Source organism: Roseateles sp. P5_E1, from assembly GCF_054049335.1.
The window spans coordinates 1-25,159 of the sequence record NZ_JBFUMN010000043.1 but is presented as its reverse complement, the minus strand read 5'-3'; the positions used below and the strand labels follow the sequence as shown (position 1 = coordinate 25,159).

General features: G+C 66.1%; 20 protein-coding genes. 3 read left to right on the top strand and 17 right to left on the bottom strand.

Annotated features, from left to right (window positions below):
* Positions 1–3 precede the first annotated feature (3 nt).
* The gene (locus ACXJKJ_RS23235) at positions 4–1,011 is read left to right on the top strand and encodes a glycosyltransferase family 2 protein (protein ID WP_457392829.1); all 1,008 of its coding nucleotides are present in this window, start codon (positions 4–6) and stop codon (positions 1,009–1,011) included.
* Positions 1,008–2,651 carry a hypothetical protein gene (locus ACXJKJ_RS23230; protein WP_457392826.1) on the top strand — a complete coding sequence of 548 codons (1,644 nt, stop codon included), beginning with the start codon at positions 1,008–1,010 and terminating at the stop codon, positions 2,649–2,651. The genes ACXJKJ_RS23235 and ACXJKJ_RS23230 overlap by 4 nt, the downstream gene beginning before the upstream one ends.
* On the opposite strand, the gene ACXJKJ_RS23225 is transcribed toward ACXJKJ_RS23230, so the two are convergent.
* The 12 genes from ACXJKJ_RS23225 to ACXJKJ_RS23170 form a co-directional block, all read right to left on the bottom strand.
* A complete protein-coding gene (locus ACXJKJ_RS23225; protein ID WP_457392823.1) occupies positions 2,606–3,718 on the bottom strand; it encodes a TIGR03088 family PEP-CTERM/XrtA system glycosyltransferase in 1,113 nt (370 codons plus the stop codon). The two genes, ACXJKJ_RS23230 and ACXJKJ_RS23225, sit on opposite strands and share 46 nt — an antisense overlap.
* A 110-nt stretch (positions 3,719–3,828) precedes the next feature.
* Complete coding sequence (locus ACXJKJ_RS23220) at positions 3,829–5,109, bottom strand: nucleotide sugar dehydrogenase (RefSeq protein WP_056195807.1); 1,281 nt, start codon at positions 5,107–5,109, stop codon at positions 3,829–3,831.
* 42 nt (positions 5,110–5,151) lie between these two features.
* The gene (xrtA, locus tag ACXJKJ_RS23215; protein ID WP_457392820.1) at positions 5,152–6,711 is read right to left on the bottom strand and encodes an exosortase A; all 1,560 of its coding nucleotides are present in this window, start codon (positions 6,709–6,711) and stop codon (positions 5,152–5,154) included.
* Positions 6,708–7,901, bottom strand: a complete 1,194-nt coding sequence (locus tag ACXJKJ_RS23210) for a TIGR03087 family PEP-CTERM/XrtA system glycosyltransferase (protein WP_056195801.1) — start codon at positions 7,899–7,901, stop codon at positions 6,708–6,710. The genes xrtA and ACXJKJ_RS23210 overlap by 4 nt, the downstream gene beginning before the upstream one ends.
* Positions 7,902–7,911: 10 nt before the next feature.
* Positions 7,912–8,961 (bottom strand): FemAB family XrtA/PEP-CTERM system-associated protein, encoded by a 1,050-nt coding sequence (locus ACXJKJ_RS23205; RefSeq protein ID WP_457322866.1) that lies wholly within the window; start codon positions 8,959–8,961, stop codon positions 7,912–7,914.
* Positions 8,962–9,855: an XrtA system polysaccharide deacetylase gene (locus ACXJKJ_RS23200; protein ID WP_200955257.1), complete on the bottom strand. Its 894-nt coding sequence runs from the start codon at positions 9,853–9,855 to the stop codon at positions 8,962–8,964.
* A 13-nt stretch (positions 9,856–9,868) separates the two neighbouring features.
* Positions 9,869–10,966, bottom strand: coding sequence for an XrtA/PEP-CTERM system-associated ATPase (locus ACXJKJ_RS23195; protein WP_056195797.1), 1,098 nt, complete (start codon positions 10,964–10,966; stop codon positions 9,869–9,871).
* 1 nt (position 10,967) lies between these two features.
* The gene (locus tag ACXJKJ_RS23190; RefSeq protein WP_457392816.1) at positions 10,968–12,524 is read right to left on the bottom strand and encodes a TIGR03016 family PEP-CTERM system-associated outer membrane protein; all 1,557 of its coding nucleotides are present in this window, start codon (positions 12,522–12,524) and stop codon (positions 10,968–10,970) included.
* Positions 12,496–13,485 carry an XrtA-associated tyrosine autokinase gene (locus ACXJKJ_RS23185; protein WP_056195792.1) on the bottom strand — a complete coding sequence of 330 codons (990 nt, stop codon included), beginning with the start codon at positions 13,483–13,485 and terminating at the stop codon, positions 12,496–12,498. The genes ACXJKJ_RS23190 and ACXJKJ_RS23185 overlap by 29 nt, the downstream gene beginning before the upstream one ends.
* Position 13,486: 1 nt before the next feature.
* Positions 13,487–15,076 (bottom strand): XrtA system polysaccharide chain length determinant, encoded by a 1,590-nt coding sequence (locus tag ACXJKJ_RS23180; RefSeq protein ID WP_056195789.1) that lies wholly within the window; start codon positions 15,074–15,076, stop codon positions 13,487–13,489.
* Between the two features lie 69 nt (positions 15,077–15,145).
* Positions 15,146–15,724, bottom strand: coding sequence for an XrtA/PEP-CTERM system exopolysaccharide export protein (locus ACXJKJ_RS23175; protein WP_235531973.1), 579 nt, complete (start codon positions 15,722–15,724; stop codon positions 15,146–15,148).
* A gap of 297 nt (positions 15,725–16,021) precedes the next feature.
* On the bottom strand, positions 16,022–17,557 hold the full coding sequence (locus ACXJKJ_RS23170; RefSeq protein WP_457392853.1) for an FAD-binding oxidoreductase: 1,536 nt from the start codon (positions 17,555–17,557) through the stop codon (positions 16,022–16,024).
* 271 nt (positions 17,558–17,828) lie between these two features.
* On the opposite strand from ACXJKJ_RS23170, the gene ACXJKJ_RS23165 reads away from it, so the two are divergent.
* On the top strand, positions 17,829–18,563 hold the full coding sequence (locus tag ACXJKJ_RS23165; RefSeq protein WP_457392814.1) for a PEP-CTERM sorting domain-containing protein: 735 nt from the start codon (positions 17,829–17,831) through the stop codon (positions 18,561–18,563).
* A 117-nt stretch (positions 18,564–18,680) separates the two neighbouring features.
* Here ACXJKJ_RS23165 and ACXJKJ_RS23160 read toward each other — a convergent pair whose 3' ends face one another.
* From ACXJKJ_RS23160 to ACXJKJ_RS23140, 5 genes are all read right to left on the bottom strand, one after another.
* Positions 18,681–19,460 carry a S1C family serine protease gene (locus ACXJKJ_RS23160; protein WP_457392811.1) on the bottom strand — a complete coding sequence of 260 codons (780 nt, stop codon included), beginning with the start codon at positions 19,458–19,460 and terminating at the stop codon, positions 18,681–18,683.
* The gene (locus ACXJKJ_RS23155; protein WP_457392809.1) at positions 19,457–20,740 is read right to left on the bottom strand and encodes a GNAT family N-acetyltransferase; all 1,284 of its coding nucleotides are present in this window, start codon (positions 20,738–20,740) and stop codon (positions 19,457–19,459) included. Before ACXJKJ_RS23155 ends, ACXJKJ_RS23160 begins: the two co-directional genes overlap by 4 nt.
* A gap of 40 nt (positions 20,741–20,780) precedes the next feature.
* Positions 20,781–23,567: an XrtA/PEP-CTERM system TPR-repeat protein PrsT gene (gene prsT, locus ACXJKJ_RS23150; RefSeq protein ID WP_457392807.1), complete on the bottom strand. Its 2,787-nt coding sequence runs from the start codon at positions 23,565–23,567 to the stop codon at positions 20,781–20,783.
* Positions 23,564–24,925 carry a PEP-CTERM-box response regulator transcription factor gene (gene prsR / locus ACXJKJ_RS23145; RefSeq protein WP_457392804.1) on the bottom strand — a complete coding sequence of 454 codons (1,362 nt, stop codon included), beginning with the start codon at positions 24,923–24,925 and terminating at the stop codon, positions 23,564–23,566. Before prsR ends, prsT begins: the two co-directional genes overlap by 4 nt.
* Positions 24,922–25,159 (bottom strand): ATP-binding protein (locus ACXJKJ_RS23140; RefSeq protein ID WP_457392802.1); only part of this gene is annotated, 238 nt, incomplete at its 5' end. The genes prsR and ACXJKJ_RS23140, both read right to left, overlap by 4 nt.

Below are 25,159 nucleotides of genomic sequence, written 5' to 3'. Positions count from 1 at the left end.
GCCATGGAACTGATCGACCCCGCCCAATTCCACCGTGCCAGCTGGGCCGGCGCCCAAGCGCCGGTCGTCAACTTCGTGCTGCCCTGCTACAACGAAGAGGCCGTGTTGCGCGAGACGGCCAGCCGCTTGGGGCTTTTGCTGAGCGAGCTCAAAGCCGAAGGCCTGATCGCCGCGGCCAGCTCGGCCTACTACATCGACGACGGCAGCCGCGACGGCACCTGGGCCCTCATCGAGACGCTGGGCCGCGAGCGCGATGACGCCTGTGGCATCAAGCTCAGCCGCAACCGCGGCCACCAGAACGCGCTGCTGTGCGGGTTGATGACGGTGAGCGGCGACGCACTGATCAGCCTTGACGCCGACCTGCAGGACGACCTGTCCATCATTCCGGACATGATCCGCGCCTTCCGCAATGGCGACGAACTGGTCTACGCCGTGCGCCGCCGCCGCGACACCGACACCTTCTTCAAGCGTTTCACGGCGGAGGGCTACTACAAGGTCCTGGCCATGATGGGCGTCGAGGTCGTCTTCAACCACGCCGACTACCGGCTGATGGGTCGCCGCCCGCTGGAGGCGCTGCGCAACTATGAGGAAACCCACCTCTTCCTGCGCGGCATGATTCCCCAACTCGGCTACCCCAGCAGCGTCGTCAGCTTCGACCGCGCCGAGCGCTTTGCCGGCGAATCCAAATACCCGTTATCCAAGATGCTCAGCCTGGCCTGGCGGGGCGTCACATCGTTCTCCGCCGCACCACTGCGGGCCATCACGGGCCTGGGCGCCATGGTGTCACTCGTCAGCGTGGCCTTCGGTCTTTGGGCGTTGTTCATCAGGCTGTTCACCGAGGTCGCCCTGCCCGGCTGGGCGTCCACGGTAATCCCGATGTATCTGCTCGGCGGCATCCAGTTGCTCAGCCTGGGCGTCATCGGCGAGTACCTCGCCAAGGTCTACGAGGCCAGCAAGCAGCGCCCGCGCTTCCATGTGGAGGCCATTTCGGGCCACTGGGGCCAGAAGTGAGCGGCACGGCGCAACGCGCCCGCCCGCTACAGCTGCTGGGCGTCGGCCTGGCGGTCGCGCTGGCCTACGCCTGGCTGTGCTCGGCGCTGAAGGTCGATGACGTCGACCGCTACTGGCACGAACTGGGCGCCAACAGCTTCTTCTGGGACCTGGGCCACCTGTGGATGCAGCCGCTGGCGATGCTGCTGTATCGCGCCAGCGGCGGCGCGCTGGGTGTGAACCACAGCCTGGAGGCGATCAATGTCCTCTCGGTGGCCTGGGGCTGCGCGGTCTTTTTCGCGACGCTGCGGGAGGCCGGCCATTCGATGCTGAAGAGCGTCGCCGCCGTCGTCTTTGTCGCGGTCAGCTTCAATCTCCTGACCCTCGGCCCCACGGCGCACATCAAGCTGATGGTGTTCCCGCCGCTGGCGCTGGCCCTGCACCATGCGCTGCGCTGGGAACGCGCCGAGGCCGCCGGCCAGCCCGGCACGCGCGACATGATCGCAAGCGCGGCCTGGTCGGGCGTGGGCGTGAACCTGCTCGTCAGCGTACTGCCCCAGGCCCTGCTGCTGGCCCTCTTCATGCTGATCCGCGGTGCACGCCGCCGGGGCTTCATGGTGGCACTTCGCCAGACCCTGCCTTATGCGATCACACTGGCCGTCGTGGGCTTTGCGCTGCTGCTGGCCGCCTATGTGATGGCACGCCAGACCGGCACGACGCAGGCGCAGGACCTGCTGGGCTTCACGCTGGGTGGCCTGAAGGAGAAGCAGGCCTTGCAGAACTGGCTGGTCTCCTGGAAGGAGATGCCGGTCCGCTTCGCCTTCAGCCTCATCAACAACTTCGCCTTCCTGCCGTCCCTCGGTACGCTGGGCCGGGCCTATATGTGGGGCTGGCTGCCCGATGTGCATGCGGTGCTGCCATCGTTGCTGGGCCAGGCTTTGCTGGCGGCGCTGGTGGGGCTGCTGCTGGCAGCCATCGCCGTCGTGGGCGCCCGCCAGGCGCTGCGCAGCGCCGAGCCCGGCCTGCTGTCACCCTGGGCCTTTGTGCTGGGCGCGGCGGCCTTCTCGTACTACTACAACCTCAACGACCCGGAGCACTGGTTCCAGTTCACGATGCCGGTCGCGGTGCTGGCGCTGCAGTTGCGCCGGCGCTGGCTGGACGTGTGGCTGCTGGGCGTCGCGATGCCGGCGCTGCTGGTCGTCAACCTCATCGGCTACGGCATCCCCAAGGCGCGGTTCGCGCTGGCCGAGCGCCAGCAGGCGCTGCAGGCGGCGCTGGGGCCGCAGGGCTTGTACGTGGGTTTTGCCGCCTACCCGGGTGAGCCGGACAGCAGCCTCTTCGACACGCCGGGCGTCGAGCGCTTCAACATCGACCTTGTGCAGATGAACGACACCAAGGCCGATACGGCGGCGCTGCTGGCACGCCTGGATGCGCAGGTCGATGCCGCGCTGGCACGCGGCGGTCGCGTGCTGGTGTTCCGTGCGCTGGACGAGCAGGACTGGCGCGGCCCGGTCATGCAGGTGGCGCTGGCCGGCTTGCCGCGCGCCAAGCTGCGCGAACACCTGGCGGCGCGCTATGCGATCAGCGGCCCGGTTGATGCCGGCGGGTTCCCCGCCTACGAGCTTCGGCCGCGCGCCGCCGACGCGTACAAGGCCCCATAGGCGGCGATCATGCCGTCCAGGCTGAACTGCGCCCGTACGCGGGCCAGCGACGCCTCGGCCAGACGCTGGCGCAGCGCCGCATCGTTGACGAGCCGGGCCAGCGCCGCGGCGAGCGCAGCGCTGTCCTGCACCGGCACGAGCAGGCCGTTCGCGTCGTTCTCCACCAGTTCGGGGTTGCCCCCCACGTCCGTCGCGACCGGCGCGCAGCCGCAGGCCATGGCCTCCAGCAGCGTATTGCTGATGCCTTCGGCCTGCGACGGCAGCGCAAAGATGTCGAAGTTCGGCAGCAGGGCCGCGACATCGCTGCGGTCGCCGGGCAGCCAGGCCTGATCGGCTGCGCTCCGTTCGGCCAGCCGCGTGCGCGCCGCGTCGAACAGCGGGCCGCCGCCAAGCATCACCAGGCGCAAGCGCGGCCAGTCGGCCGGGCAAAGCTCGCGCAGGCTCAGGAAGGCGTTGACGAGGTTGAGCGGGTCCTTCACGGCCTGCATCCGTCCCACCGCGCCGATGACAAGATGCTCGCCGCGGCGATAGGGCCAGGCCTCGGGCGGGACGGCCGCGGGCATGAACCGCTGCGTGTCCACGCCGTTGCAGATGCGCTGCACGCGCTCGGCCGCAAAGCCGACCGGGCCGGTCAGATAGGTTTCGATGGCCTTGGACAAGGCCACGAAGCGATGCACGCCAGAACCGTAGACACGGCGCAGGCGCTGGTTGGTGCGGCTGACGCCGCCGAGATCGTTGACGTCCCAGCCGTGCTCGCTGTGAACCCGCAGTGGCACACGGGCGGCCCAGGCCGGCAGCTGAAACTCCATCGCGCCGAGGTTGCGCGTGTGCACGACGGCGGGGCGCAGTTCGCGCAGCAGCCGGTAGACACGTGGATAGAGCCAGAAGCCCTGGCCAGGCGGCTTGTGCAGGGCGATGAACTGCGTGCCGGGCGCTTTCACCCGCTCCTTGAACGCAGTGATCTCGGTCACCGCCACCACCGCGTGCCGGAACGCCGGCAGGTGGTTGATGACGTTGACGACGCCGTTCTCCAGCCCGCCGGTGTCGAAGCGGTGCAGTAGGTGCACGACCAGGGGTCGCAGGTCCGCTTGCACAGGTCAGCGCCGCCCGGCCGCCCGTAGGCGCTGACGCGCCCCCTCGGGGGGCAGCGTGCGAAGCACGCGTGGGGGCTCCATCCTTACAGGCGCCAGAGGCGGAAGCCCGCGTCCACCAGCGCCTTGGCGTCGAAGGCGGCCTTCACGTCGATGAAGGCGCCGCCCTTGACGAGCTTCTTGCCAATGTCCGCGGCGCTGAGGCCGGCGTACTCGCGGTGCGACACGGCGGCCACGATGGCATCGGCCTGCGGCAGGTCCTCGAACTTCATCAGCCGCACACCGTACTCGTGCATGGCCTCCTCAGCCTCGGCCTGCGCATCGGTGACGAAGATCTCGACGCCGTAGGTCTTGAGCTCGTTGATGATGTCGATGACCTTGGAGTTGCGCAGGTCGCCGCAGTTCTCCTTGAAGGTCAGGCCCAGCACGTTGATGCGCGCGCCTTTCACCGGGCTGCCGCTGGCGATCATCTGCTTGATGGTCTGCTCGGCGATGAACTTGCCCATGCCGTCGTTGATGCGACGGCCAGCCAGGATGACCTGCGGGTGGTAGCCCAGCATGTCGGCCTTGTGCGTCAGGTAGTAGGGGTCCACGCCGATGCAGTGGCCGCCGACCAGGCCCGGCTTGAACTTCAGGAAGTTCCACTTCGTGCCGGCCGCCTCCAGCACCTCGGAGGTGTCGATGCCGAGCTTGTCGAAGATGATGGACAGCTCGTTCATCAGCGCGATGTTGAGGTCGCGCTGCGTGTTCTCGATGACCTTGGCGGCCTCGGCGGCCTTGATGCTGGACGCGCGGTGCACGCCGGGCTCGACGATCATCTCGTAGACCTTGGCGACCGTGTCGAGGGTCTCGGGTGTGTCGCCGGAGACGATCTTCAGGATCTTGGTGAGCGTGTGCTCCTTGTCGCCCGGGTTGATGCGCTCGGGGCTGTAGCCGACGAAGAAGTCCTGCTTCCATTTCAGGCCCGATTCGCGCTCCAGCACGGGGATGCAGACCTCCTCGGTAGCGCCGGGGTAGACCGTGCTCTCGTAGACGACGATGGCGCCCTTCTTCATGTGGCGGCCGACGCTGGTGGAGGAGCCGATAAGCGGGCGGAAATCGGGGATGTGGGCCTCGTCAACCGGCGTGGGCACGGCGACGATGATGACGTCGGCCTCGGCCAGCATCTTGGGATCGTCGGTGTAGACGGCGTGCTTGGCCGCCTGGACTTCCTCGTCCGTCAGCTCGCGGCTCGGGTCGGTGCCGCGTTGGCAGGCTTCCACCTTGTTCTTGGCGATATCGAAGCCGATGGTGCGCACCTGCTTGCCGAACTCCACCACCAGGGGCAGGCCCACGTAGCCCAGGCCGATGACTGCGAGCGTATTCATGGATCGTTTCTCGTTGCTGTGATTTTTGAAGGCGCGTGATTGTCACTGCTGGCGCGCGGCGTCGCGGTCGCGCACCCCGCGCAAAGCGGTGTCCAGGCTGCCCCAGTGCGCGTGCAGGAATTCGCGCAGCAGGGCGTCATCAGCGCCGGCGACGGTCTTGTCGGCATAGACCAGGATGACCGCCGCATCGTCGCCGTGGCCCAGCAGACTCTGCCAGGCGCCATAAAGCTTGGCCTGCCAGTCGCTGGTGAAGGGCCGGCCGTTGATCCAGTAGATCTGCCAGACGCGCAGCCGCGGCGCCATGTTGCCGCCGCCGCTGACCTGGTTCAGGGCCTGGCCGCGCAGCTCCCCGGTGCGCCAGGTCAGGCCGTCCAGCTGTGCCTGGCCGGCGCCCGTGCGCGACCATTCCTTGTCGTCCTCGTCATTGACGAGGTCGTTGACTGAGGTGACGAGCTGGCGACCATAACGCTGGTCGCGGTAATAGCCGACATAGACCCCCACCGGCGCGTCGCCGGTGGCGGGCGCGAACCGGCCACGCAGGACCGCTCTGGGGTTCTTGAAATGGGGGTTCCAGTTGGTCAGGGCTTCGGGCGACCAGGTCCAGCCCGCCAGTTGAGGCGCTGCAAGGCTGGGCTCGCCATGGGCACCCGAGTGCGCGGCCTGGGCCCGCATGCCCGAAGGCAGGGCCGCCAGCAGCAGCGCCGCCACCAGGACCGTCGCGAAGCGCGTAGGCGACAGCCCCAGTCCGGCCGCATCCGGCGAGGCCAGCACGGGCTCGGGGTCGGGGTCCGACCAGCGCGCCCCGATCATGAACATCGCCAGCATGATGAGTCCGAAGAAGACCCAGCCGTAGATGATGTGGTCTACGCCCACGGCGAGCTTGTTGCCCGAAAGATGGCCCAGCATGACGATCATGTAGGCGCGCAACCAGTTGGCCACCAGCGGCGTAACAATGGCCACGCCCACAAAGGCCCACCGCTTGCCGGTCGTGCGGTAATTCAAGTAGGCGAACAGCGTGCCCACCATGACCGAGGCCATCAGGTAGCGGATGCCGCTGCAGGCTTGCACCACGGACCACGAGCCCGACGGAATGACGAACTGCAGCGCCTCGCGGAACACCGGGATGCCGGTGGCGCGCAGGGCAACGATGGTGAAGTCGGCCGTGCGCTCCATCAGCCAAGGCGTCAGGAAGTCGCCGAAAGGCACGGCGAAGAACAGGAAGCCCAACGGGAAGGCAATGCGCCCGGCGGCCTGCGTGCCGATCAGCGCAGGCACCAGGGCCACGGCCATGCCGAGCAACGCGAATTGAGTTGCGGCATTGGCGGCGGCAAGGTCACCGATCAGCCACAGCAGGCCCAGGGGCAGCAAGGCCAGCAACCACCAGGGCGCTGGCCGCGGCGTGATCGACGCCAGCTCGGCGCGCCGACGCCAGACCAGCCAGGCCGAGATTGGCGGCACCACCCAGGCATGGGCAAAGGTCTCGGAACGGTTCCAGATCTCGACCATGGCGGCGCCGGTCGCGAAATACAGGATCGCGAGCAGCCCCCAGGCCAGGGCCAGGCCGAGCAGGGGCAGTCGCCAGGGCTTGGGCAGGGTGATCAAGCAACCTCCAGGTAGCGGTCCAGGCCAGCCAGATGGGCGTCCCAGCTGTAGGCGCCGAGCACGAAGTCGCGCGCCGTACGGCCGGCCGCATTGGCAGCCTCGTGATTGGAAAGCAGCGCGCCGAGGCGTTCGGCGTAGTCCGCTTCGGTATCGGCCGGCTGCAGCCCAGGCTGCACACCCGCCGCGATCGCACGCACGCAGGTACTGGCTGCGACAACCGGACGTGCCATGGCCATCGCCTCCAGCACCTTGTTCTGAATGCCACGTGCCAGCCGCAGCGGCGCAACAACCGCGGCCGCGTATTGCAGATACGGTCGCACGTCGGGCACAGTGCCGGTCACGTTGATGGTGTCGCCAGCGAGCGCCTGCACGGCGGGCGCCGGGCTGCGACCGACGATGTGAAAGCGCAGTGCCGGAAAGCGCTCGCGCAGCGCGGGCAGGATGTCGCTGGCGAACCAGGTCACCGCGTCGACGTTGGGCCAATAGTCCATGGCGCCAGTGAACACCAGCGGCAGCTCGCCGGACGCAAACGGGTTGGTGCGCGCCGCGTCCGGCGTGAAGAAATCGGCATCGACGCCGTTGCCCAGGGCCGCGAGGCGCAGCTCATGGCCGGGGCTCAACGCGCGGAACAGCGCGACTTCGTTGTCGGTGACGAAGAAGCTGCAGGCGGCGCCTTCTGCCACGCGCTGCTCGAAGCCAAGCAGCTTGGCGAACTCGCGGCGGTAGAGCCAGGACATCGGCCAGGCATGCTCGGGTGCGTAATCGCGCCACTTGGCGGAGTCGACGTCGACGAAGTCCACCAGCGTCTTCACGCCCTTCAGGCCGTGCGTGTATTGCGCCATCACGCCGCTGAAGACGACGACGGCATCGAAGCCGACACGGGCCGCGGCGTCGTCCACCCAGGCCTGCAGGCCGGCGTCGCGGTAGTACGGCAGGCTCAGCGCCTCGCCGCTGAGCAGGCCGCGCAGGCTCAGCAGCTTGGCCGAGCGCGGGTTCAGGCGCGCCACATGCACGTTCTTGCACAGCGCGCGCACGCGCGGCAGGTGCTGCTCGTCATCGGGGTCGTCGAGGAAGGTGCCGAGATGGACCTCGTGCCGCGCCGCCAGGTGCTTGAGCAGATGGTAGGAGCGCACCTTGTCGCCCTTGTTGGGCGGGTAAGGCAGGCGGTGGACGAGGTAGAGGATCTTCATGATCCGACGTTCACCCGAGGTTCTTCACGATGAAGGGCCCGAGCCAGTTCGCAAAGCCGATGGGCAGCTTGCGCCAGGCCTTGATCATCAGCTGGTACTTGGGGTTGTTCGGGTTGTTCTGGGGAATCGCGTCGCGCTTGAACAGCCGGTACTCGTAGCTCAGCGGCTGCGGCTCGAAGCCCCAGTTCTTCTTGAACGCATAGGGGCCGGTGCCCTGCTTGCTGCGGCCGTAATCGAAGACCTTGAGGCCCCGGGCGCAGGCCCGGCGCATCAGCTCCCAATACTTGAAATCGTTCGCCGCCAGGTCGCGTGCCGCTTCATCGTCACCGGCGTAATAGGGCAGGCATTCGTCGCGGAAGTAGAACGTCAGCACGGTCGACAGCGGCTTGCCGCTGGGGCTCGTGACGGTCAGCACCTCGGCATCCGCGCCAAATTCGTCCAGCAAGGCCTGGAAGTACTTCTTGGGCATGGCCGGCGTGCCGTGGCGGTGCACGTTGTCGGCGTAGAGGTCGAAGAAGCGATCGACATTCGCGTCGATCTCGGCCTTGAGCTCGTTCTTGATGCCCTTGCGCACCATCGCTCGTTGCTTGCGAGGGATGGCCAGCATGTTGGCCTCCTCCTCCGCAAGGATCTCCTTGCGGAAGGTCACGTAGAGATCCTGGCGCGGCCAGTCGGCGTGGCGCGTGGGGCCGAGGTTGCGGTATTCGAGGTGCTCGGCGCCCTGCCCTCGCGCGATCTTCTCGGCCTCGGCCTCCAGCGCTGCGGTAGCCTCGTCGTTCAGTGCGGCCACGCCACCGTAGACGCCAAAGGGCAGGCTCGTGACCGAGTGGCCGAACAGCCGGCTCTTGACCTCGGCCAGCGGCAGCACGCCCTCGATGACACCGTCTCGCTCGGCGTAGAGGAAGAATCCCTTGTGGCCAAACACCGACTGGATGATGCGCAGCCAGCCGCTGCGGTGGAAGAAGGTCGCTTGCGGGTGGGCGAAGACGAAGGCGTCCCAGCGCGCGGACAAGGCTTTGTCTTGCGCGGCCAGGCGCGCAATGCGAAGGGGGGAGTTCATTCAGGCCGGGCTCAGCGAGGGCGCCGGAGCGCGCGGGCTGGCCTCACGGCCGAGGAAGATCTCGTCCATCCGGCCCCAGCGGAAATCGCCAAGCAGCCGAGCGATCCGGTCATGGGTGCGCGGGATGTTGACGTAATGGCGGAAGCGCGTCTTGGCGTTGATGCCGGGGATGCGCGGCTGCTCGCTGTCGATCTCCCACGGATGGAAGTAGAAGACCGCTGGCTCGCCGTCAATCTCGTTGACGCGGCGGATCATCCAGCGTGACAGCGCATAGGGCAGCAGCCGGAAATAGCCACCGCCGCTGCTGGGCAGGTTGCGCGAGCCCATGCGCAGGGTGGTCACCGGGATCTCGAGCAGGCCCTCACGCACCGGGTAGGCGAAGCGGGGCGAGTCGGGCATGCCGTAGTGGTCATGGGCGATGGGATAGACGCTGCTGGAGTAGCGGTAGCCGGCATCGCGCAGCACGTCGAAGGCCCAGAGGTTGGCCTTGCCGATGGAGAAGCTCGGCGCACGGTAGCCGATGACGGGCACGCCGCCCAGGTCCTCGAGCATTTTCTTGGCGCGGCTGATGTCGTCCAGGAAGGCCGTCGGGCTGAGGTCGCTGGCACGCTCGTGGCCATAGCCATGGCTGGCCAGTTCGTGCCCGCCGGCCACGATGGCCTTCACCACCTGCGGGTAGCGTTCGGCGATCCAACCCAGTGTGAAGAAGGTGGCCTTGACCTGCTTGGCGGCCAGCAGCGCGAGGATGCGCTCGATGTTGCGCTCGACGCGGCATTCCAGGCCGTTCCAGTCCTCGCGCTTGATGTAGGGCGCGAAGGCAGAGACCTGGAAGTAGTCTTCCACGTCAATGCTCATCGCATTGCGCAGGGCCGGGGTCTTGGTGGGCATCAGCATGATCGGAACTCCATCAGTGCTGCTTCACGGCGTCCACCAGCTTCTGCAGCAGCGCCAGCGTCTGGAGATTGATGCGCTCCAGCCGCATCATGCTGCGCTCCAGGCGCTGCAGGCGGTCGGTGTGGTGATCGGCGCTGAGGGCCGCGATCTCGCTGGACAGGCCATCGACCTCGGCGACGCTCAACTTCAGCCTCGACACGTCCAGTGCGCCAGGTGCACTGTCCAGCGCACCGGGGCGGCTGTCGGGCAGTTTGGCTGGCGTGCTGTCCAGCGGGCTGACGTCGCTGTGGCGCGGGATCTCGCTCTCCTGGGCGATGTCGCGCAGCACTTCCTTCACGTCCGCCAGCGTCAGATGGCTGCGGCCCTGCATGAAGCCCAGCAGCAGCAGGCGGTCGCACAGGCGGTTGATGCGGCGTGGGATGCCGTTGCTGGCCTTGTGGATGGCCGGGAAGGCGTCGTGGTCGAAGGTCGGCTTGCCGGCGGAGCCCGCGCACTTCAGGCGGTGCTCCATGTAGCGCTGGGTCTCGTCCTCGTCCAGCGGGCCGATGTGGCAGGTCGCCGCGACGCGCTGGCGGAACTGCTCCATCTCGGGCTTCTGCAGGATGCCGCGGAACTCGGGCTGGCCGACGAGAAAGGTCTGCAGCAGCGACTGGTTGGCAAACTGGAAGTTGGACAGCATGCGCAACTCCTCGACCGCGCGGGCCGTCAGGTTCTGCGCCTCGTCGACGATGAGCAGGCAGCGCTTGCCCTGGGTGACCTGGTTGACGAAGAAGGCTTCCAGCGTCATCAGCAGCTCGGACTTGGGCGCATCCTTGACGCGCACGCCGAAGGCCGCGCCCACCATGCGCAGTGTGTCCTCGGCGTCGAGCTGGGTGGTCACGACATTGCCGATGACGACGTTGCTGCGGTTCAGGCTGTCCAGCAGGCCGCGCAGCAGCGTGGTCTTGCCGGCACCGATCTCGCCGGTGATGACGATGAAGCCGTCATTGCGCAGCACGCCATAGTCCAGGTACGCCTTGGCCCGGCGGTGCTGCTTGCTGCCGTAGTAGAAGTTCGGGTCCGGGCTGAGCTGGAAGGGCTTGCTGCTCAGGCCATAGAAGGCTTCGTACATGTCAGAACTGTTGCGTCAGGTTGGCGTAGGCCGCATTCTCGGAATAGGGCCTGACACCTTCGAAGCGGCTGTGGCGCGCACCAAGCTGAATGCTGATGCGCGAACCCAGGCGGCTGTTCCAGTTGGCCACCAGGCTGGTCAGCTGGGTGCGGCGATTGCTGGAGTCGCCGATAGTCTCCTGGCGCGAAGCCGTCAACGACACCCCCGACACCGGCGTGAGCTGGTAGCTGCCCGACAGCGAATAGGAGCGCTGGTCGATGCGCGAGTTGTTGGCCAGATCGCCCTGGTTCAGATTGTCCCCCAGGCGGCTGGTGACGGAACGGCTGACCGTGGCCGTCACGTTGCTGCGCACGCCCTGGAGGGCAAAGCTGAGCATCTGGTTGCGCAGCTGGCTCGGCCCGGTGGACAGGAAGCCCACCGCGGCCTGCGCATCGGGCGACAAGCCCTGTGAGAGCAGATAGGCACGCACCAGGGTGTCGCGCTTGATCGGGTCCGGCTCCAGCGATGCGAACAACAGGAAGTACAGGTCGTAGTTGGTCCGCACGCCGCCCGTGGCGCCAGCGTTGCCCAGCGTGACGTTGCGGGAGTCCGAGAAGCGCCAGACCGAGTTGCGCATGCGGTGTTCGAAGCTCAGGCCGTGGCTGTTGCCATAGCTGTGACGCTGCCAGTTGCCATTGACGCGCGTACGCGGCGTGGGCGTCCAATCGGCGGTCAGGCCGCCCGTGAGCCCGCTCTGCTCGCCGCCGCTGCGGCTGAGGTAATCATTGCGCTCCTGGCCCGCATTGACGCTGAAGAGCCAGTCGGGGTTGGGGTGGTAGTTCAGGCCCGCCGTCGCCGAGCTGGTGCGGTTGGAGAACGCAGCCTTGGGCCGTACCTGCTGTGTGTTCGCCTGAAGGAACCAACTCAGCACGCCAGCGCTGAGCTGTGCGATGCGCATGGAACCACCGCTGCCGTGACTGTCGCCCAGGGCGCTACCGCGCACCTCGGTGACCGAAAGATTGCCACGCAGATCCACGCTGGCCAATCCACCCAGCTGGCCGTGCAGCAGCGGTGAGACGTTCAAGGTACCCGTCTCGCGCCGGTTGGGGTTGTCCAAAGCGGACACCGAGCCTTGCGAGCCCAGCGTGGGTGCCGCCTGTGAGCCGAAGGCCGTCGCGTTCTGCTGCCCGATGCTGGCCTGCGCATCGACAAGGAAGGTACGAGGAATGATCTCGGCCTGGGCGGTTGCCGTCAGCGCGTTCTGCAGCTGGGACTTGTAGGTCGTCTTCAGGTAAGTGACGCCGTTCAGCGAGTAGTCCAGGCTGCCGCGCAGCGCACCCGTATTGCGCACGATGCTGACGCCGGGGGACACCGTCGCAATCACCGCCGCGTCCTTTTCTTGATCGTCGAGGCGCAGGTTGTCGGTCCAGCTCAGTGACACGCCGATGCGAGGCTGGATGGCGCCACCGCCGGCACCAGCAGCAGCGTCTCCCTGCTGGGCGTGAGCCGCGATCGCACAAAGGGCGAGGGCCAGAGGCAGATGGCGCGGCTCAGGTCTGGGCCGAGTCATTGCTGCCATAGCCGTATCCGTAGCCGTAGCCATACCCGTAGCCATACCCGTAGCCGTAACCACCGGCAGCGTTGGGGCTGGCCTGGTTGAGCAGCATCATCTTGACCGGGCAGGTTTCGATGGCGGCGAGGGCCTGCTGGACGGCGCTCTGCGCCGTCTTCTCGGCATGGACGACGATGACGATCTGGCCCATGTGCGAAGCCAGCACACGAGACTCCGTCGTCAGCAGCAGCGGCGGCGAATCGAAAATGATGATGCGGTCGGGATAGCGCTTGGCCATGTTGTCCAGCAGATGGCGCATGGCGTCGCTGGCCAGCAGTTCGGTCGCACGCGGGTGGGGTGTGCCGCTGGGCAGGATGGTCAGCTTCTCGACATTGGTGCGCAGCAGCACCTCGGACATCTCGACACGCTCTTCCAGCACGTCGAGCAGGCCGGGGCCTTGCGGCAGGCCCAGCATGCGCAACACCGATGGGCGGGCCACGTCGGCGTCGACCAGCATGACCGTGTTGTCCAGTTCGGCCGCGATGCTCAGCGCGAGGTTGATGGACGTGAAGCTCTTGCCTTCACCGGCCAACGCACTGGTCACCATCATCAGGTTGGCGTGGTTGATCGTCGCGGCGCCCTTGCCCATCGCGTTCTTGATCAAGGGGCGCTTGATGACCCGGTACTGGTCGCCCGTTTGCGAACGCGGCGTGTGGGGCATCAGGAAGCCCTGCGCGGCCAGCGCCACGACGTCCAGCTCCACGCGTTTGGACGACGGATGGAGCCCATCGTCCAGGACCGAGATGCCCACATGGGGCCGAGGCTCTGCCTGCGGCTGCGCAGGCAAAGCGGCGGCGGGCGCGGCCAAGGGCGCGACGACCGGCGGCTGCGCCGCCGCTGGCTGCGCCTGCTCGTCGCCGGGCAGCACAACGCCGGCCTGGCGCAGTTGCTCGAGCCGCTTGGCGGCTTGTTCAATCAGGCTCGTCATGTCAAACCACCTGCCGGCTCAGTTGCACAGCCAAGACCGTCAATGCGACGGCGAACATCGCCAGCAGCCCTCCGGCCCCCGCGGAGAAACGAATCAGGTCGACGCGCTGGCGGGCACGATCAGCATCCGTCACAAGCCGCGTCACGACACCCAGGATGGGCAATTCCACGCGGGTGCGCAGGTCGTTCGCGTCATGGAAGACGGGGCGCAGCTGGCTGGCGGCAAAGGTCGTGAACAGGCCGACGCCCAGGGCCGCCGCCATTGCACCGGCGAGCAGCAGCAGGCGGTTCGGCGCGACCGGCTTGGGATTGGCGCGCGGCGGGTCGATGACGCGGAAGTCCGCCACGCCGGACGCCACATCAAGCTCGCCGGAGATCGACGCCTGTTCGCGGCGCTGCACCAGATCCTCGTAGTTCTTCTTGTGAATCGCGTAGTCGCGGTTCAGCTGGGCAGCCTCGGCCTCAACCTGAGGCGCCGTCTTCAGCGCCACCAGGGCCTGAGAGTAGCGCCCCGAGTATTCGTCGACGCGGGCGCGCAGGGCCGCGACCTGGACTTCGGTCGTCACCAGGACGCGCACCAGTTCCTGCGTGGCCAGGCTGCCGCTGTTCTGGCCCACGGAAGCCGTCGGGACATTCATGGCGGCCTTGCGCAGCTCGGCGAGCTCGCGCTTTCTCTGCTCCTCGAGATCCTTGATGAGCTTGCGCGTGGCGATGATGTCGGGGTGCTGGTCGGTGTAGCGCTGCAGCAAGGCGTCGAGGCTGCGGCGATGCTCCGCCAGGCGGGCATCGAGTTCAGGCGTGCTGACGTTGGCGTTGGATTCCTGAATCAGGCTCTGGGCCGTCGTCTGGGCGCCGCCGCGGGCCTTCTCGGCCTCCAGCTGGGCCTTGGCGGCATCGCGCGCATTGACAGCCTCGCGGAACTCCAGGCGGGCGCGCTCCAGCTGGCCACTCAACTCCGCGATATGAGCCGCGGAGTCTTTCCCGTCACCCGACATATTGGACAGGTTCTTGAGCCGGAATTCCTTGAGCCGTGTTTCGGCCTCTTCCAGCTTGGCCTCATAGGACTTGATCTGCTCGTTGATGAAGGTCGTTGCCGTCGAGGTGCCCACGCGCGTCTGGCCCAGGCTGGATTCGACAAAGATCGACACCAGCGCCTGCACGACACGCTTGGCCGTTTCCGGATCGCTGTCGCGGTAGCCGAGGATGTAGAGGTTGTCCCGTCCGCTGCTCTGGATGGACAGATTGCTCGTCACCGTCTCGATGGTGGATTCCTGCTGGGCCTTGGACTGGTTCTTCAAGTCCAGGTCGGCCATGCGGACCAGCTTTTCGACATTGGGCCGGCTGATCAGCGTGCGGCTCAGCATCATCACCTGCTGCTCGACATTGGGCTGCACGGCAAGGCCGGACATCAGTGGCTTCAGGATGGACTGGGTGTCCACGTAGATGCGGGCGCTGGCCTCGTAGCGGTCAGGCAGCACGAACACCACCACGGCGCCGACCAGCCCGGCCACCCAGGCCACGACCAGGCCGACCCAGCGGTATTTCCACATCCGCCGGACGATGATCAGAAGCTGACCAATCAGCAATTCCATGGGGAACAGTCTCGGTTAAAGCTATGGCGAGGAGAGGCCGGCAGCGAACGCAGGTCCTCTCCCTTCAATTCAGAACAGGCTCTGCGGAATGATGAGGATGTCGCCCGGCCGCATTTCGACATTGGCCGACACGTCACCGCGCTTGATCAGGTCCTTCAGGCGCACCGAGTACTGCTTGTTGCCCTCGGCCGTGCGCAGGATGGTGGCGCTGTTGCCGGATGCAAAGTCCGTCAGGCCGCCGACGGCGATCATCACGTCCAGCACCGTCATCTTCTGCTTGTAGGGCAGGAATTGCGGCTTGGCCGCCTCGCCGACGACGCGGATCTGCTCGCTGTAGGGGCCAATGAAGCTCGTGACGATGACAGTGACGACCGGGTCGCGCACATATTTGCCGAGCTGCTTCTCGACTTCACGGGCCACCTGCACCGAGGTCTTGCCCTGCACGACCATCTCGTCCACCAGCGGGGCGGCGATCTTGCCGTCCGGGCGAACCGGCACCGACATCGACAGCTCCGGATTGCGCCAGACCTGGATATTGAGGTTGTCACCCGCGCCGATGATGTAGCTGTAGTCATCGTTGGCCACTGCCGCCGGCGCTGGCGGGAAGCTGGTGCTGGCGCAGCCGGCCAGCACGCCGATGGCAAGCATTGCCAGGGCCCGGCCCCACCACGCGCCGGCTGCCTTTGCCGCCCTCTGCGAGCCTCTTGCCGACGTCATTTGCGCATCACGGTTGTTGGAAGCGTTCAAGGCGAGTCCTCTGTGGGTCTGTTCATCGAAGGCCCCCGCAAACCGTTGCAGTCGAGAGGGAACGGCAAAACCTGCCGTCACCCAGGGCCAAAGCCTTGGAATGATGCCATAGCCCCACCCCATGTCTGGCAACCTAAATCGGGGGCTTCCCCCGGGCAACGCGGACTTTCACACGCGCGCGGCGACCGCGAAATCCTCTCAGGCGTCGGGTGCCCGAGCCAGGTTGTAACGCCCCGGAGCAATCAGATTGTCCGGGTCGAACACGGATTTCAGCGCCCAGGCAGTGCGCCAGAACGAATCCTGGGGGTCGACCACGTCCTCCATCATGTCCGCCCGCGCCCGGTACACCTCCAGGCCGCAACTGCGTAAATATTCCCACAGCGCCCGCGCGCAGGCTCGGGCGTTTGCAACCGCAGCCGCGTCGCCGCGGTCAAACAACAGATTGGCCACCGCCACCAGCGAGGTGGTCGTCTCGATATTCAGCGTCACATAGAGCTCATGGCCGAATCCGGCGGCAACCGCTTTCATGGCATCGACGACCTTCGCCACCGCCCCGCCCGCCATGGGCAGCGCCGGGTTGATGAAGATCAGGCCACAACCGGAGGCGTCCAAATCCCGCGCCGGCAGCTGCGGCTGGCCATATCGCCATAACAGGTTGGTGATGGCGGCATCGGTCGGCCGGCCATCCGCCAAACCCTGCAAGGGCCGGATGGCCGAAATAGCCGCCGCATTGGCGCGGGCCCAGGGCCACAGGTTTCGCAAGGGATTCAGCAGCCGAAAACCGGCCGCCAGCTTGGCATCGTCCACCACGGTCAACTTGGCCATGCCGCCCAGGACCCGCCTGACCTCGGCAATCGCGGCCTTCACCTGGGCGGCGCTGCCGGCGACGCCGCCCAGGCTGGTCCATTCATAGGGCGCCACCGTCGCCAGCGCCCGATCCGCCTCGGCCGCCAGGTCACTCTCCGCAACACCGCAGGAAATACGCAGGTATTCACTGATGCCCGACATCATGCTGGCCCGCGTGCGCGCCTGATTGCCGACATGGGTCACGCCAGCCATGACGCCCAGCCGCTTCAGCAGCGCCAGGCCATCCAGGAAGTCCCCTAACTTCGAGACATCACGCAGGGCCAGCGACACGGCAACCGAGCGGGCCGGCCGCGGCAGCAGTTTCAGGCAGGCGCTGGTGACGATGCCGTAATTACCCTGGAAGAACAGGCCATCCAGCATCGGCCCGAGGCCATAAGGGTGGGCATGCGCAAGCGGCGAATCCTCGCCCAGGCGGCGAAACCCGGTCCGCAGCAACTCCCCTCGGCCGGTCACCACCTCAAGCCCGAAAACATCCTCGCGGCGCGGCCCCAGATATCCCACGCCCCGGTCCAGCGCATTGCCGAGGATGCTGGTGTCCACCGACGAACCCGTCACGTTGAAGCTCAGGCCCGGGCAGGACTCGCTCAGGAATTCGTGCAACTGCCGCTGCGTCACCCCAGGTTCGATGACCGCGACAGGATTCGCTTGCGAGATCTCTGCCGCATTGCGTATGCGGTTCATGCCGCTCAGATCCAGCAGCACGGCGTCTGCCTGGGGCGGCGCAGCCGAGCCATACCCCCAGTTCAAGCCGGTCGATAGCGGGTAGAGCGAAATCCCCCGGCGGCGCGCCTCGTCCACGCAAGCCTTCACCTCATCGACAGTCGTGGCCCGCCAGCAGTCCAGCGCCCCGCGGTCCCAGCCGGTCACATTGCCAGAGTTCCGCCGCGTCACTCCATGTTCGCCTGACAGTCCGTCCACACCATCTCCCTGCCCGCCTGCCTGAGACGGGTGTCGGAGGACTTTACAGCGACCATCAACCAGCCCTCAAAACACCGGCAATACGTCATCCAAGAGCACGGCAACTCGTTGTTTTAAAAGGGAAAGCAGGCGGCACCTTCAAAGCTGGCACGCGACCTGCTTATTACCCAGCGTCCGGGGCCGCGCCCCAACTTCTAGCAAGTGAATCAAGGAGATTCAAATGAGCAAGACCCTGAAGACGCTGGTTGCTGCAGCGGCCCTCGCAGTGGYCACTGCCGCATCCGCCACCCCCATCGTCGGCAAGACGAGTGTCAGCCTGGGCCAAGTGATCGTGTCCTTCGGCACCGTCAACTGGGTTCCGGATCCCGCTCCCGATGCTTACCAGACCGCTGGCAAGACCTACGGCCAGTTCGCCACCAAGCAACTGGGCGGCACCGGTTCCTTCAATGACCCGGCGTTCGGCACGATCTTCGCTCCGACCGCTGGCTGGGTGCAAGACATGACCCAAGGCGCGGGTCCGAACAATGTGCCTATCGGCGTGAACGGCACGCCGATCCCCAACTTCCTGCACTTCGATGCCAAGCCGAACTGGCTGTTCAGCGAAACCTACCTGGCTCCCGGCCAGTTCGGTTCGCCCTTCATCTTCACCGACAACGCCGGCAATACGTCGGTCACGATGAGCATCCTGGGCCGTGCGTGTGATGACRCCAACGCCAACAAGAGCTGCGACATCGGCGAAGACGAAACCAAGTGGACGGGCATCTTCTCGGCGCAGTACACGAACACCTCGACTGCAGCCCTGGTTGCCGTCATCCTGGGTGGCGGCACCCTGGATCAGAACGACTGGTCTGCCACCATCGAAGCCACCAAGCTGCCTGAGCCCGCCACGGTGGGTCTGGTGGGTCTGGCTCTCGCTGGCCTGGGCTTCGCCGGCCGCCGTCGTCAAGCCAAGTGATGTGAACAGCGACGCCAGTCGTCGCTGCTCCGCACTCAGAGAACCCCGCCACGGCGGGGTTTTTTATTGGCCGCGCGATTTGTCTCGCTTGGACGGACAGTCGCCCGTCGACGCTGGTCAGCGGTCGATGTACTTCAGCATGGGCGCTGCATCGCGGATCAGCACGGCGTAGCTGATGCCCGTGGGGGCGCTGAGCGCGGCCTCCCGGGTTCCCTTGATGGCCCCGCCCTGCAGGACGCCGATCACTTCGCCGGTCTCGATGTCCAGCACCGGCCCGCCACTGTTGCCCGGGAAGGCCAGGACATCCAGCTGCAACACCTCGAAGGCACCGGCACGCAGTTGCCGCACCGCGCGTTCGGTCAGGCCCGAGGGCGCGGCGGCGGGCGGCACGATGGCCGTGCGCGCCGACACGATGCCTCTGTGCGTCACGTGCACGTCATAGCCCAACGCATTGCCGATCGGAAATCCGATCAGGGCGATGGAGGTGCCCTCCGGCGCCTCCCTGGCGGCTAGGCGCAGCGCGGGCGCGGGTGGTCCGTCCATCTGCAGCAATGCAAGGTCATGCGCACGATCCAGGCTGATGAGCTTGGCGCTTCGCATCACCCACTGCGCGTCGGGCGTCCAGATCTTGACCGCGATGCTGCGATCGACTCGATCGGGCGTTTCCGTCGGCACCACGTGCGCATTGGTCAGCACGTGCAGGCCGTCCGCGACAACAAAGCCTGCCGCCTTGAACCCGAAGCGGGGGTTGTCCATCAACCCCCAGCTGCCCACGACAACGACCGAGCGCTTGGCCCGCGCAATCAGTTCCGGCAGAGTTTCCGCACCGGCTGCGGTGCCGATGCATGCCAGTGCGGCCGCAAGGGCCAGCAGGCGACGTCGGCCGGGGCTGTTCACAGCTCGCCTGCAACGTACTCGGTTTCCAGCGCACTGACGGCGCGGCGCCAGACATCGTCGGGCTCATCCACGCGAAAGCCATAGAACTCGCCGGTGTCGGTGTGGTGGTGTCGCATCACCTTCACGTCCAGCGTGGCCTTGTCCTGCACGCCCAATTCCACCCGGACCGCACCATCAGCCCCGATCGGTATGTCGAGCTTGGACTGCGCCTGGAAGCCCGACAGGGAAATTTCGATGACGGTCATCACGATGGAGCGCTCATCGCCGTCGAGCCGCACACGCAGCTCGGCCGGGCAGCGCAACGAGAAGCGCTGATGCCGGCGCATCGGATGAAAGCCCGTGTCCGATCCACTCATCATCGGCAGAACGGCCCGGAACTCGGGCTGGTCGTAGATGGACCACAACAGCGCCTTGCGGCGGTCGTCCAGTTCCGCGAAGACCTGGCTGCGCTGATTGAAGAAGTGGTCGAGGATGTCCGGCGTCAACACCGGATCATTGGTCGTGAAATAGCGGCGCTTGGGCAGCTTGATGTTGGGCAGGCTCAGCTGGACGAAGTAGTTATAGAGGTTCTTGCGTTCCCTGCGCTTGCCGTAGACGCGCCGGAATATCTCTTTCGCTACCGGCAGGTCCAGAGTGGCGCCGACGGCTGGCGCACCATTGGCGAAGTCGTAGTTGGCAACGACGTTTTCCTGCAGCCGCTCAAAAAACAGCAGCGACTCGTAGAGCTCGATCTTGTCCGGATTGACCGCGATGACGAGGTGGCGCGTGTCGAAGTACTTGGTGCAGTACTCGTACATGAACTTCATCAGCGGGAACAGGATGGCGCCACCCGTCTGGCGGAAGTCCGGATGCACGGCCAACGCTGAAATCTCGGCGATCTGGCCCTGCTTGGCGCGCACCTCACTGAGGTCGAAGACCGACTGCAGCGGAAAGCCGAACACACCCTCGCGGATCATGGACATGGTACCGACGACGCGGCCGTCGTACTTGGCGCACAGCGTGGTTGTCGTCGGCAGCGCGTGATACATGGTGACGCGCAGGCCTGAGGGCGACGGCTTCATGAAACCGCTGGCCACGTAGGCATCATGCAGGATGCGGAAGCAGTCCTCGAGCTCCTCGCGGGTCTCGGCGACCTTGAGCTCCAGCCTTGGATCCGGCGCCGGGTCGCAGTCGATCATGCCGCGATAGATGGCATGCCGTGTGTCGCGCGGCAGTCGGCCGAAGCCCCGCCGCATCAACTGGTGCAAGCGTTTTCTGAAGCTGGCTTGTTTGATCTTCATGACGCTGCCCGGTCGATCCGAGGGTTAGTTGAGCAACAGATTACAGCTCCGCCAGCAACTTCTGCACATCCGCAGTCCTGGCAAAACTCTTGCCCAGTTCGTTCAGCTTCTGCAACTCGATCTTGGCTTCGGCCTTCTGGTTGCTCTTGATCAGGTATTCGGCGAGATGAAGGCGGTGCAAGGGCTGCTCGGGATCCAGCTGAACCGCACGCCTTTGCAGCACCAGGGCCTTGTCCACGTGACCCGCACCCGCCTGGATTTCCGCCGCAGTGTCGGTGAGGGAAGGTGAATTCGGCGCCAGGCTGAGCGCCTTCTCGATCATTTCCAGTGCGCCGGGCCGGCCAGCACGATGCAGCAACCAGGCCAGATTGTTCAGCGCCACCGCATTGTTGGGCCGCACGGCAATCACCCTTCGGAAATGCCGTTCTGCCCGGTCGAACTCACCGCGTGCCAGCGCCTGGTCGCCCAGCAGGTAGTCGAGCGCCGGCGAATCCGGGTACTTGGTCAGCCAGTCGGCAGCCAGCTTGTCGGCCTCCGCCTGCGATCCCGCGCTGGCCTGTGCCAGATAAAGCTTGATGACCGTCTCTTCCAGCGGACGCTTGGACAGGCTGGTACGGAATGCCACCAMCGCCGCCGGCCAGTTGCGCTTCGCGGCCTGCACATCGCCTTCAAAAGACCAGCCCTGCGGCTCGTTGGGCGCCTGGGCCTGCACGGACTTGGCGATGGCGAGGGCCTCATCCATCTTGCCGGCGCGCCCCAGCAGCGTGATCAGCCGCATCTGCGCTTGCAGATGGTCGGGCTTGATGGCCAGCACCTTGCGCAGCTGGCTCATCGCCGCTGGCGCATCCTTGCGCGCGTCGTACAGGTCGACCATACGCATCATGGGCAGCACCGAGTTCGGCTGCAGCGTCGTCATCTTGTTGAACGCCTGGGCGGCCTGATTCAGGTTACCGACTGCCATCTCGGCCAGGCCCACCGCCTCGTACACCTTGGGGCTGTCGGTGAAACGGCTGGCGGTCTCATTGGCGATCTGGCTCGCCAGCTTGTTCTCTCCAATTTCCATCAAATAAGAAACCAGCGCGAGGCGGGGCAACTGATGGTCCGGGAAGCGCCTGATGGCAGCGTCCAGCTGGCTGCGGATGTCCTCCGCGCGTGCGCCAGCCCGGGTCTTCGCCGAGATCAATGAGACGGTGCCGTCAATTGACTGCGGATCTGCCGCGACGACCTTTTCGAAGCGGCCGACCGCGGCTGCCGGCTTGCCATCCTCGTAGTCCATGGCCGCCAGCACGGTGGCGGCAGCCATATAGGACGGCAAGCGCCGCAAAGCCTCTTCGTAATGTGCGCGAGCCTTGTCGCGATTGCCGCGCAACTGCTCGGTACGTCCGCGCAACAAGGGTGCCACCGGCGTGCCGGGCTGCTTCTTTTCCACTGCATCGATGATCGCAGCGACGTCGTCCAGGCGATTGCGGCGGTACAGCGACATCGCCATCGCCACTTCGGCCTCGACACCGGGATCCTTGGCGGCGACGGACTTGAGCTCTTCCATGGCCTGCTCGGTCTGGCCCGCCGTCATTTCAGCCACGGCCAGGGCCGTACGGCCGCGCGTGTTGCCAGGATTGAGCTTGACGGCCTGGGCGTACATGCGCTTGGCCGCCTCACCGTTCCCCATCTGCAGATGGGCATCGGCGGCCACCGAATAGGCTTCGGAGCTGGCCAGCTTCTCGTCATCGAGCAGCGGCAGCACGAACCCCAGCGCCTTTCGCGCATCGCCGGCGCGGAGCTGCGCACGCGCCATCAGGACGCGCACGGGGCCTGGCGCCGGCGAATTCGGCAGCGCCTTGCCGAGGTGGGCCACGGCCTGGAGGTAGCCGCCTCGCTCGTATTCGATCGTGCCAGCCAGGTACAGGAAGGACGGGTTCTGCGGCGCCATCTTCAGCAGTTGCTGGGACAACTCGGCGGCCTTCTTCAGGTCACGCTTCTCGAAGGCCAGCGTGGCCGAGTAATACAGCACCAGGGGATTGTTCGGCTGCACCTTGCGCAGTGCGGCCAACTGCTTGTCGACGCCATCGAAGTCACGCTGCGCCATCAGCAGCCGCATCACGCCGACGTGGGCCTGCAGCTCGTCACCGTTGCGCTTGAGCGCTTCGCGATAGGCCAGCATCACCTGGGCGGGGTCGGCACCGTTGCTTTGCAGCAGCTCGGCCTTGGACACCCACGGCCGCGCCGATTCAGGATGGGCCTTGAGCGACTTTTCCACCTGCTCCATCGCACCGACCCGGTCGCCGGCGACGAACATCAGCTGGGAAACGGCGAGTTGCGCGACGATGTTGTTGGGATCAGCCTGCAGGGCGGCGTCTGCCGCGGCGCGCGCCTGCACATACTTGCCCTTGGAGCCATAGGCCGTGGCCAGCGCCGCCTTCAGCTCCGCCTGGCGCTTGGGGTCGGTGAGCTGGACATCCGCATATTCGGCGATGAACTTGGTGGACTCGCCGCGCAGGATCATCGCTGCGGCCATCAAAGGCACGAGCTCGTCCTTGCTGTAGCCACCTTCGCGCGCCTTCGACAACTCGACCCAGGCGCCGTTCGCATCGCCGGTCTCCAGCAGGGCCTTGCCAAGCCAGAAGCGGGCATCGACGAGCGACGCATCCTTCTGCAACGCGTTCTTGAACTCGATGACGGCCGCCTTGTATTCAGCCTTCTGCATGCGGGCCTTGCCCGACTCGACCATCTGCGGCGCCGACGGACCCCAGCAACCGGTCAGCAGCACCGAGGCCACGAGCACGGCACCGGCGAACCGCGCGGGTGTGGAATGCATCTTGTTGTTCATTTGATCTGCAACCGGTTCATCATGTCGTAGAGGGTTGGGCGGCTGATGCCTAACAGTTCGGACGCACGGACGATGTTGCCATCGGTGCGGGCGAGCGCCGTGATGAGGGCCTGGCGTTCGGCGTTTTCGCGCACGGTGCGCAGGTCCAGCGTCACGTTGTCATCGGCCGGTGCCGACGCCGGCCGCAGACCGAGGTCCACCGCCGCGATGCGGTCCTCCTCGGCCATGATGACGGCACGCTTGAGCATGTTCTGCAGTTCGCGCACATTGCCCGGCCAGCCATGAACCTCCAGCGCGCGCACGGCATCGTCCGCCAGTGTCGGCACGGGCCGGCGCATCTCGGTCGCGAAGCGGCGCGCAAAGGCGTGCGATAGCAGCACCGGGTCGCCCACACGATCACGCAGCGGCGGGATCTCGACGACGATCTCTGCCAGGCGGTAGTACAGGTCTTCACGAAAGCGACCGTCGACGATCCGGGCCTTGAGATCCTGGTGGGTCGCGCCGACGACGCGCACGTCGATGGGGATCTCCTGGCGGCCGCCGACGCGCTCGATGACCCGCTCCTGCAGGAAGCGCAGCAGCTTGGCCTGCAAGGGCATGGGCAGGTCGCCGATCTCGTCGAGCATCAGCGTGCCGCCATTGGCGGTCTCGATCTTGCCCAGCGTCGACTTGTTGGCGCCGGTGAAGGCTCCCTTCTCGTAGCCGAAGAGTTCGCTCTCCAGCAGCGTCTCGGGGATGGCCGCGCAGTTGATGGCGACGAAGCGGCCCTTGCGCTTGGAGGCGTCATGCAGGCCCTGGGCAAGCACTTCCTTGCCGGTGCCGCTTTCGCCAAGCAGCAGCACGGTGGCGTCGCTGGGGGCCACCTTCTCGATCATGCGGCAGACGCGCTGCATGCCGGGGTCGCGCGTGATGAGGCCCGAGAAGACGTCGCTGCTTTGCTGCGTCTGCAGGCGGCGGTTCTCCTGCTGCAGCTCATAGAGCCGGTAGGCGCGCTCGACGGTCAGGCTGAGCACGTCGGGATCGACGGGCTTGGCGAGGAAGTCGTAGGCACCCATGCGGATGGCGCGCAGCGCATTGCCTTGGTCGTTCTGTCCGGTCAGCACGATGACCTTCACGCCGGGGTCGAGCTCCAGCAGCTTCTCCAGGCATCTGAAGCCCTCGGACACCGAGTCCCGATCAGGCGGCAGGCCAAGATCCATCGTGACCACAGCCGGGTTGTGACGGCGGAACTGCAGCACCGCGCTGGGGACATCATCGGCCGTGACCGATTCGAAGCGGTCCAGCGACCACTTGAGCTGCTTCTGCAGGGCCAGATCGTCTTCGACGATCAACAGCGGCGCATGGCGAGGCGTGTTCATTGAACGTCCAGCGCCGTCAAGGGTGCGTCCGCCTGCGCATGGAACAGCGGGAGTAGCAGGGTCACGGTGGTGCCCCGGTTCAATTCACTCTGCACGCTGATCTTGCCTCCCAGTTCCTGTATGTATTGATAGCTCTCGTGGGCGCCTATGCCCATGCCGCTGGCCTTGGTGGTCTGGAACGGCTTGAAGAGGCGATTCTGAATGAAATCCTCGCTCATGCCGCAGCCGCTGTCC

Bases quoted from the DNA above. Each gene is read 5' to 3' on its own strand.
- ACXJKJ_RS23235 (WP_457392829.1), top strand. From the start codon at position 4: ATGGAACTGATCGACCCCGCCCAATTCCACCGTGCCAGCTGGGCCGGC.
- prsR (WP_457392804.1), bottom strand. From the start codon at position 24,925: ATGAACACGCCTCGCCATGCGCCGCTGTTGATCGTCGAAGACGATCTG.
- ACXJKJ_RS23175 (WP_235531973.1), bottom strand. From the start codon at position 15,724: ATGCTTGCCATCGGCGTGCTGGCCGGCTGCGCCAGCACCAGCTTCCCG.
- ACXJKJ_RS23220 (WP_056195807.1), bottom strand. From the start codon at position 5,109: ATGAATACGCTCGCAGTCATCGGCCTGGGCTACGTGGGCCTGCCCCTG.
- ACXJKJ_RS23155 (WP_457392809.1), bottom strand. From the start codon at position 20,740: ATGAAGATCAAACAAGCCAGCTTCAGAAAACGCTTGCACCAGTTGATG.
- ACXJKJ_RS23210 (WP_056195801.1), bottom strand. From the start codon at position 7,901: ATGAAGATCCTCTACCTCGTCCACCGCCTGCCTTACCCGCCCAACAAG.
- ACXJKJ_RS23185 (WP_056195792.1), bottom strand. From the start codon at position 13,485: ATGACGAGCCTGATTGAACAAGCCGCCAAGCGGCTCGAGCAACTGCGC.
- ACXJKJ_RS23190 (WP_457392816.1), bottom strand. From the start codon at position 12,524: ATGGCAGCAATGACTCGGCCCAGACCTGAGCCGCGCCATCTGCCTCTG.
- ACXJKJ_RS23195 (WP_056195797.1), bottom strand. From the start codon at position 10,966: ATGTACGAAGCCTTCTATGGCCTGAGCAGCAAGCCCTTCCAGCTCAGC.
- ACXJKJ_RS23200 (WP_200955257.1), bottom strand. From the start codon at position 9,855: ATGCTGATGCCCACCAAGACCCCGGCCCTGCGCAATGCGATGAGCATT.
- ACXJKJ_RS23205 (WP_457322866.1), bottom strand. From the start codon at position 8,961: ATGAACTCCCCCCTTCGCATTGCGCGCCTGGCCGCGCAAGACAAAGCC.
- ACXJKJ_RS23180 (WP_056195789.1), bottom strand. From the start codon at position 15,076: ATGGAATTGCTGATTGGTCAGCTTCTGATCATCGTCCGGCGGATGTGG.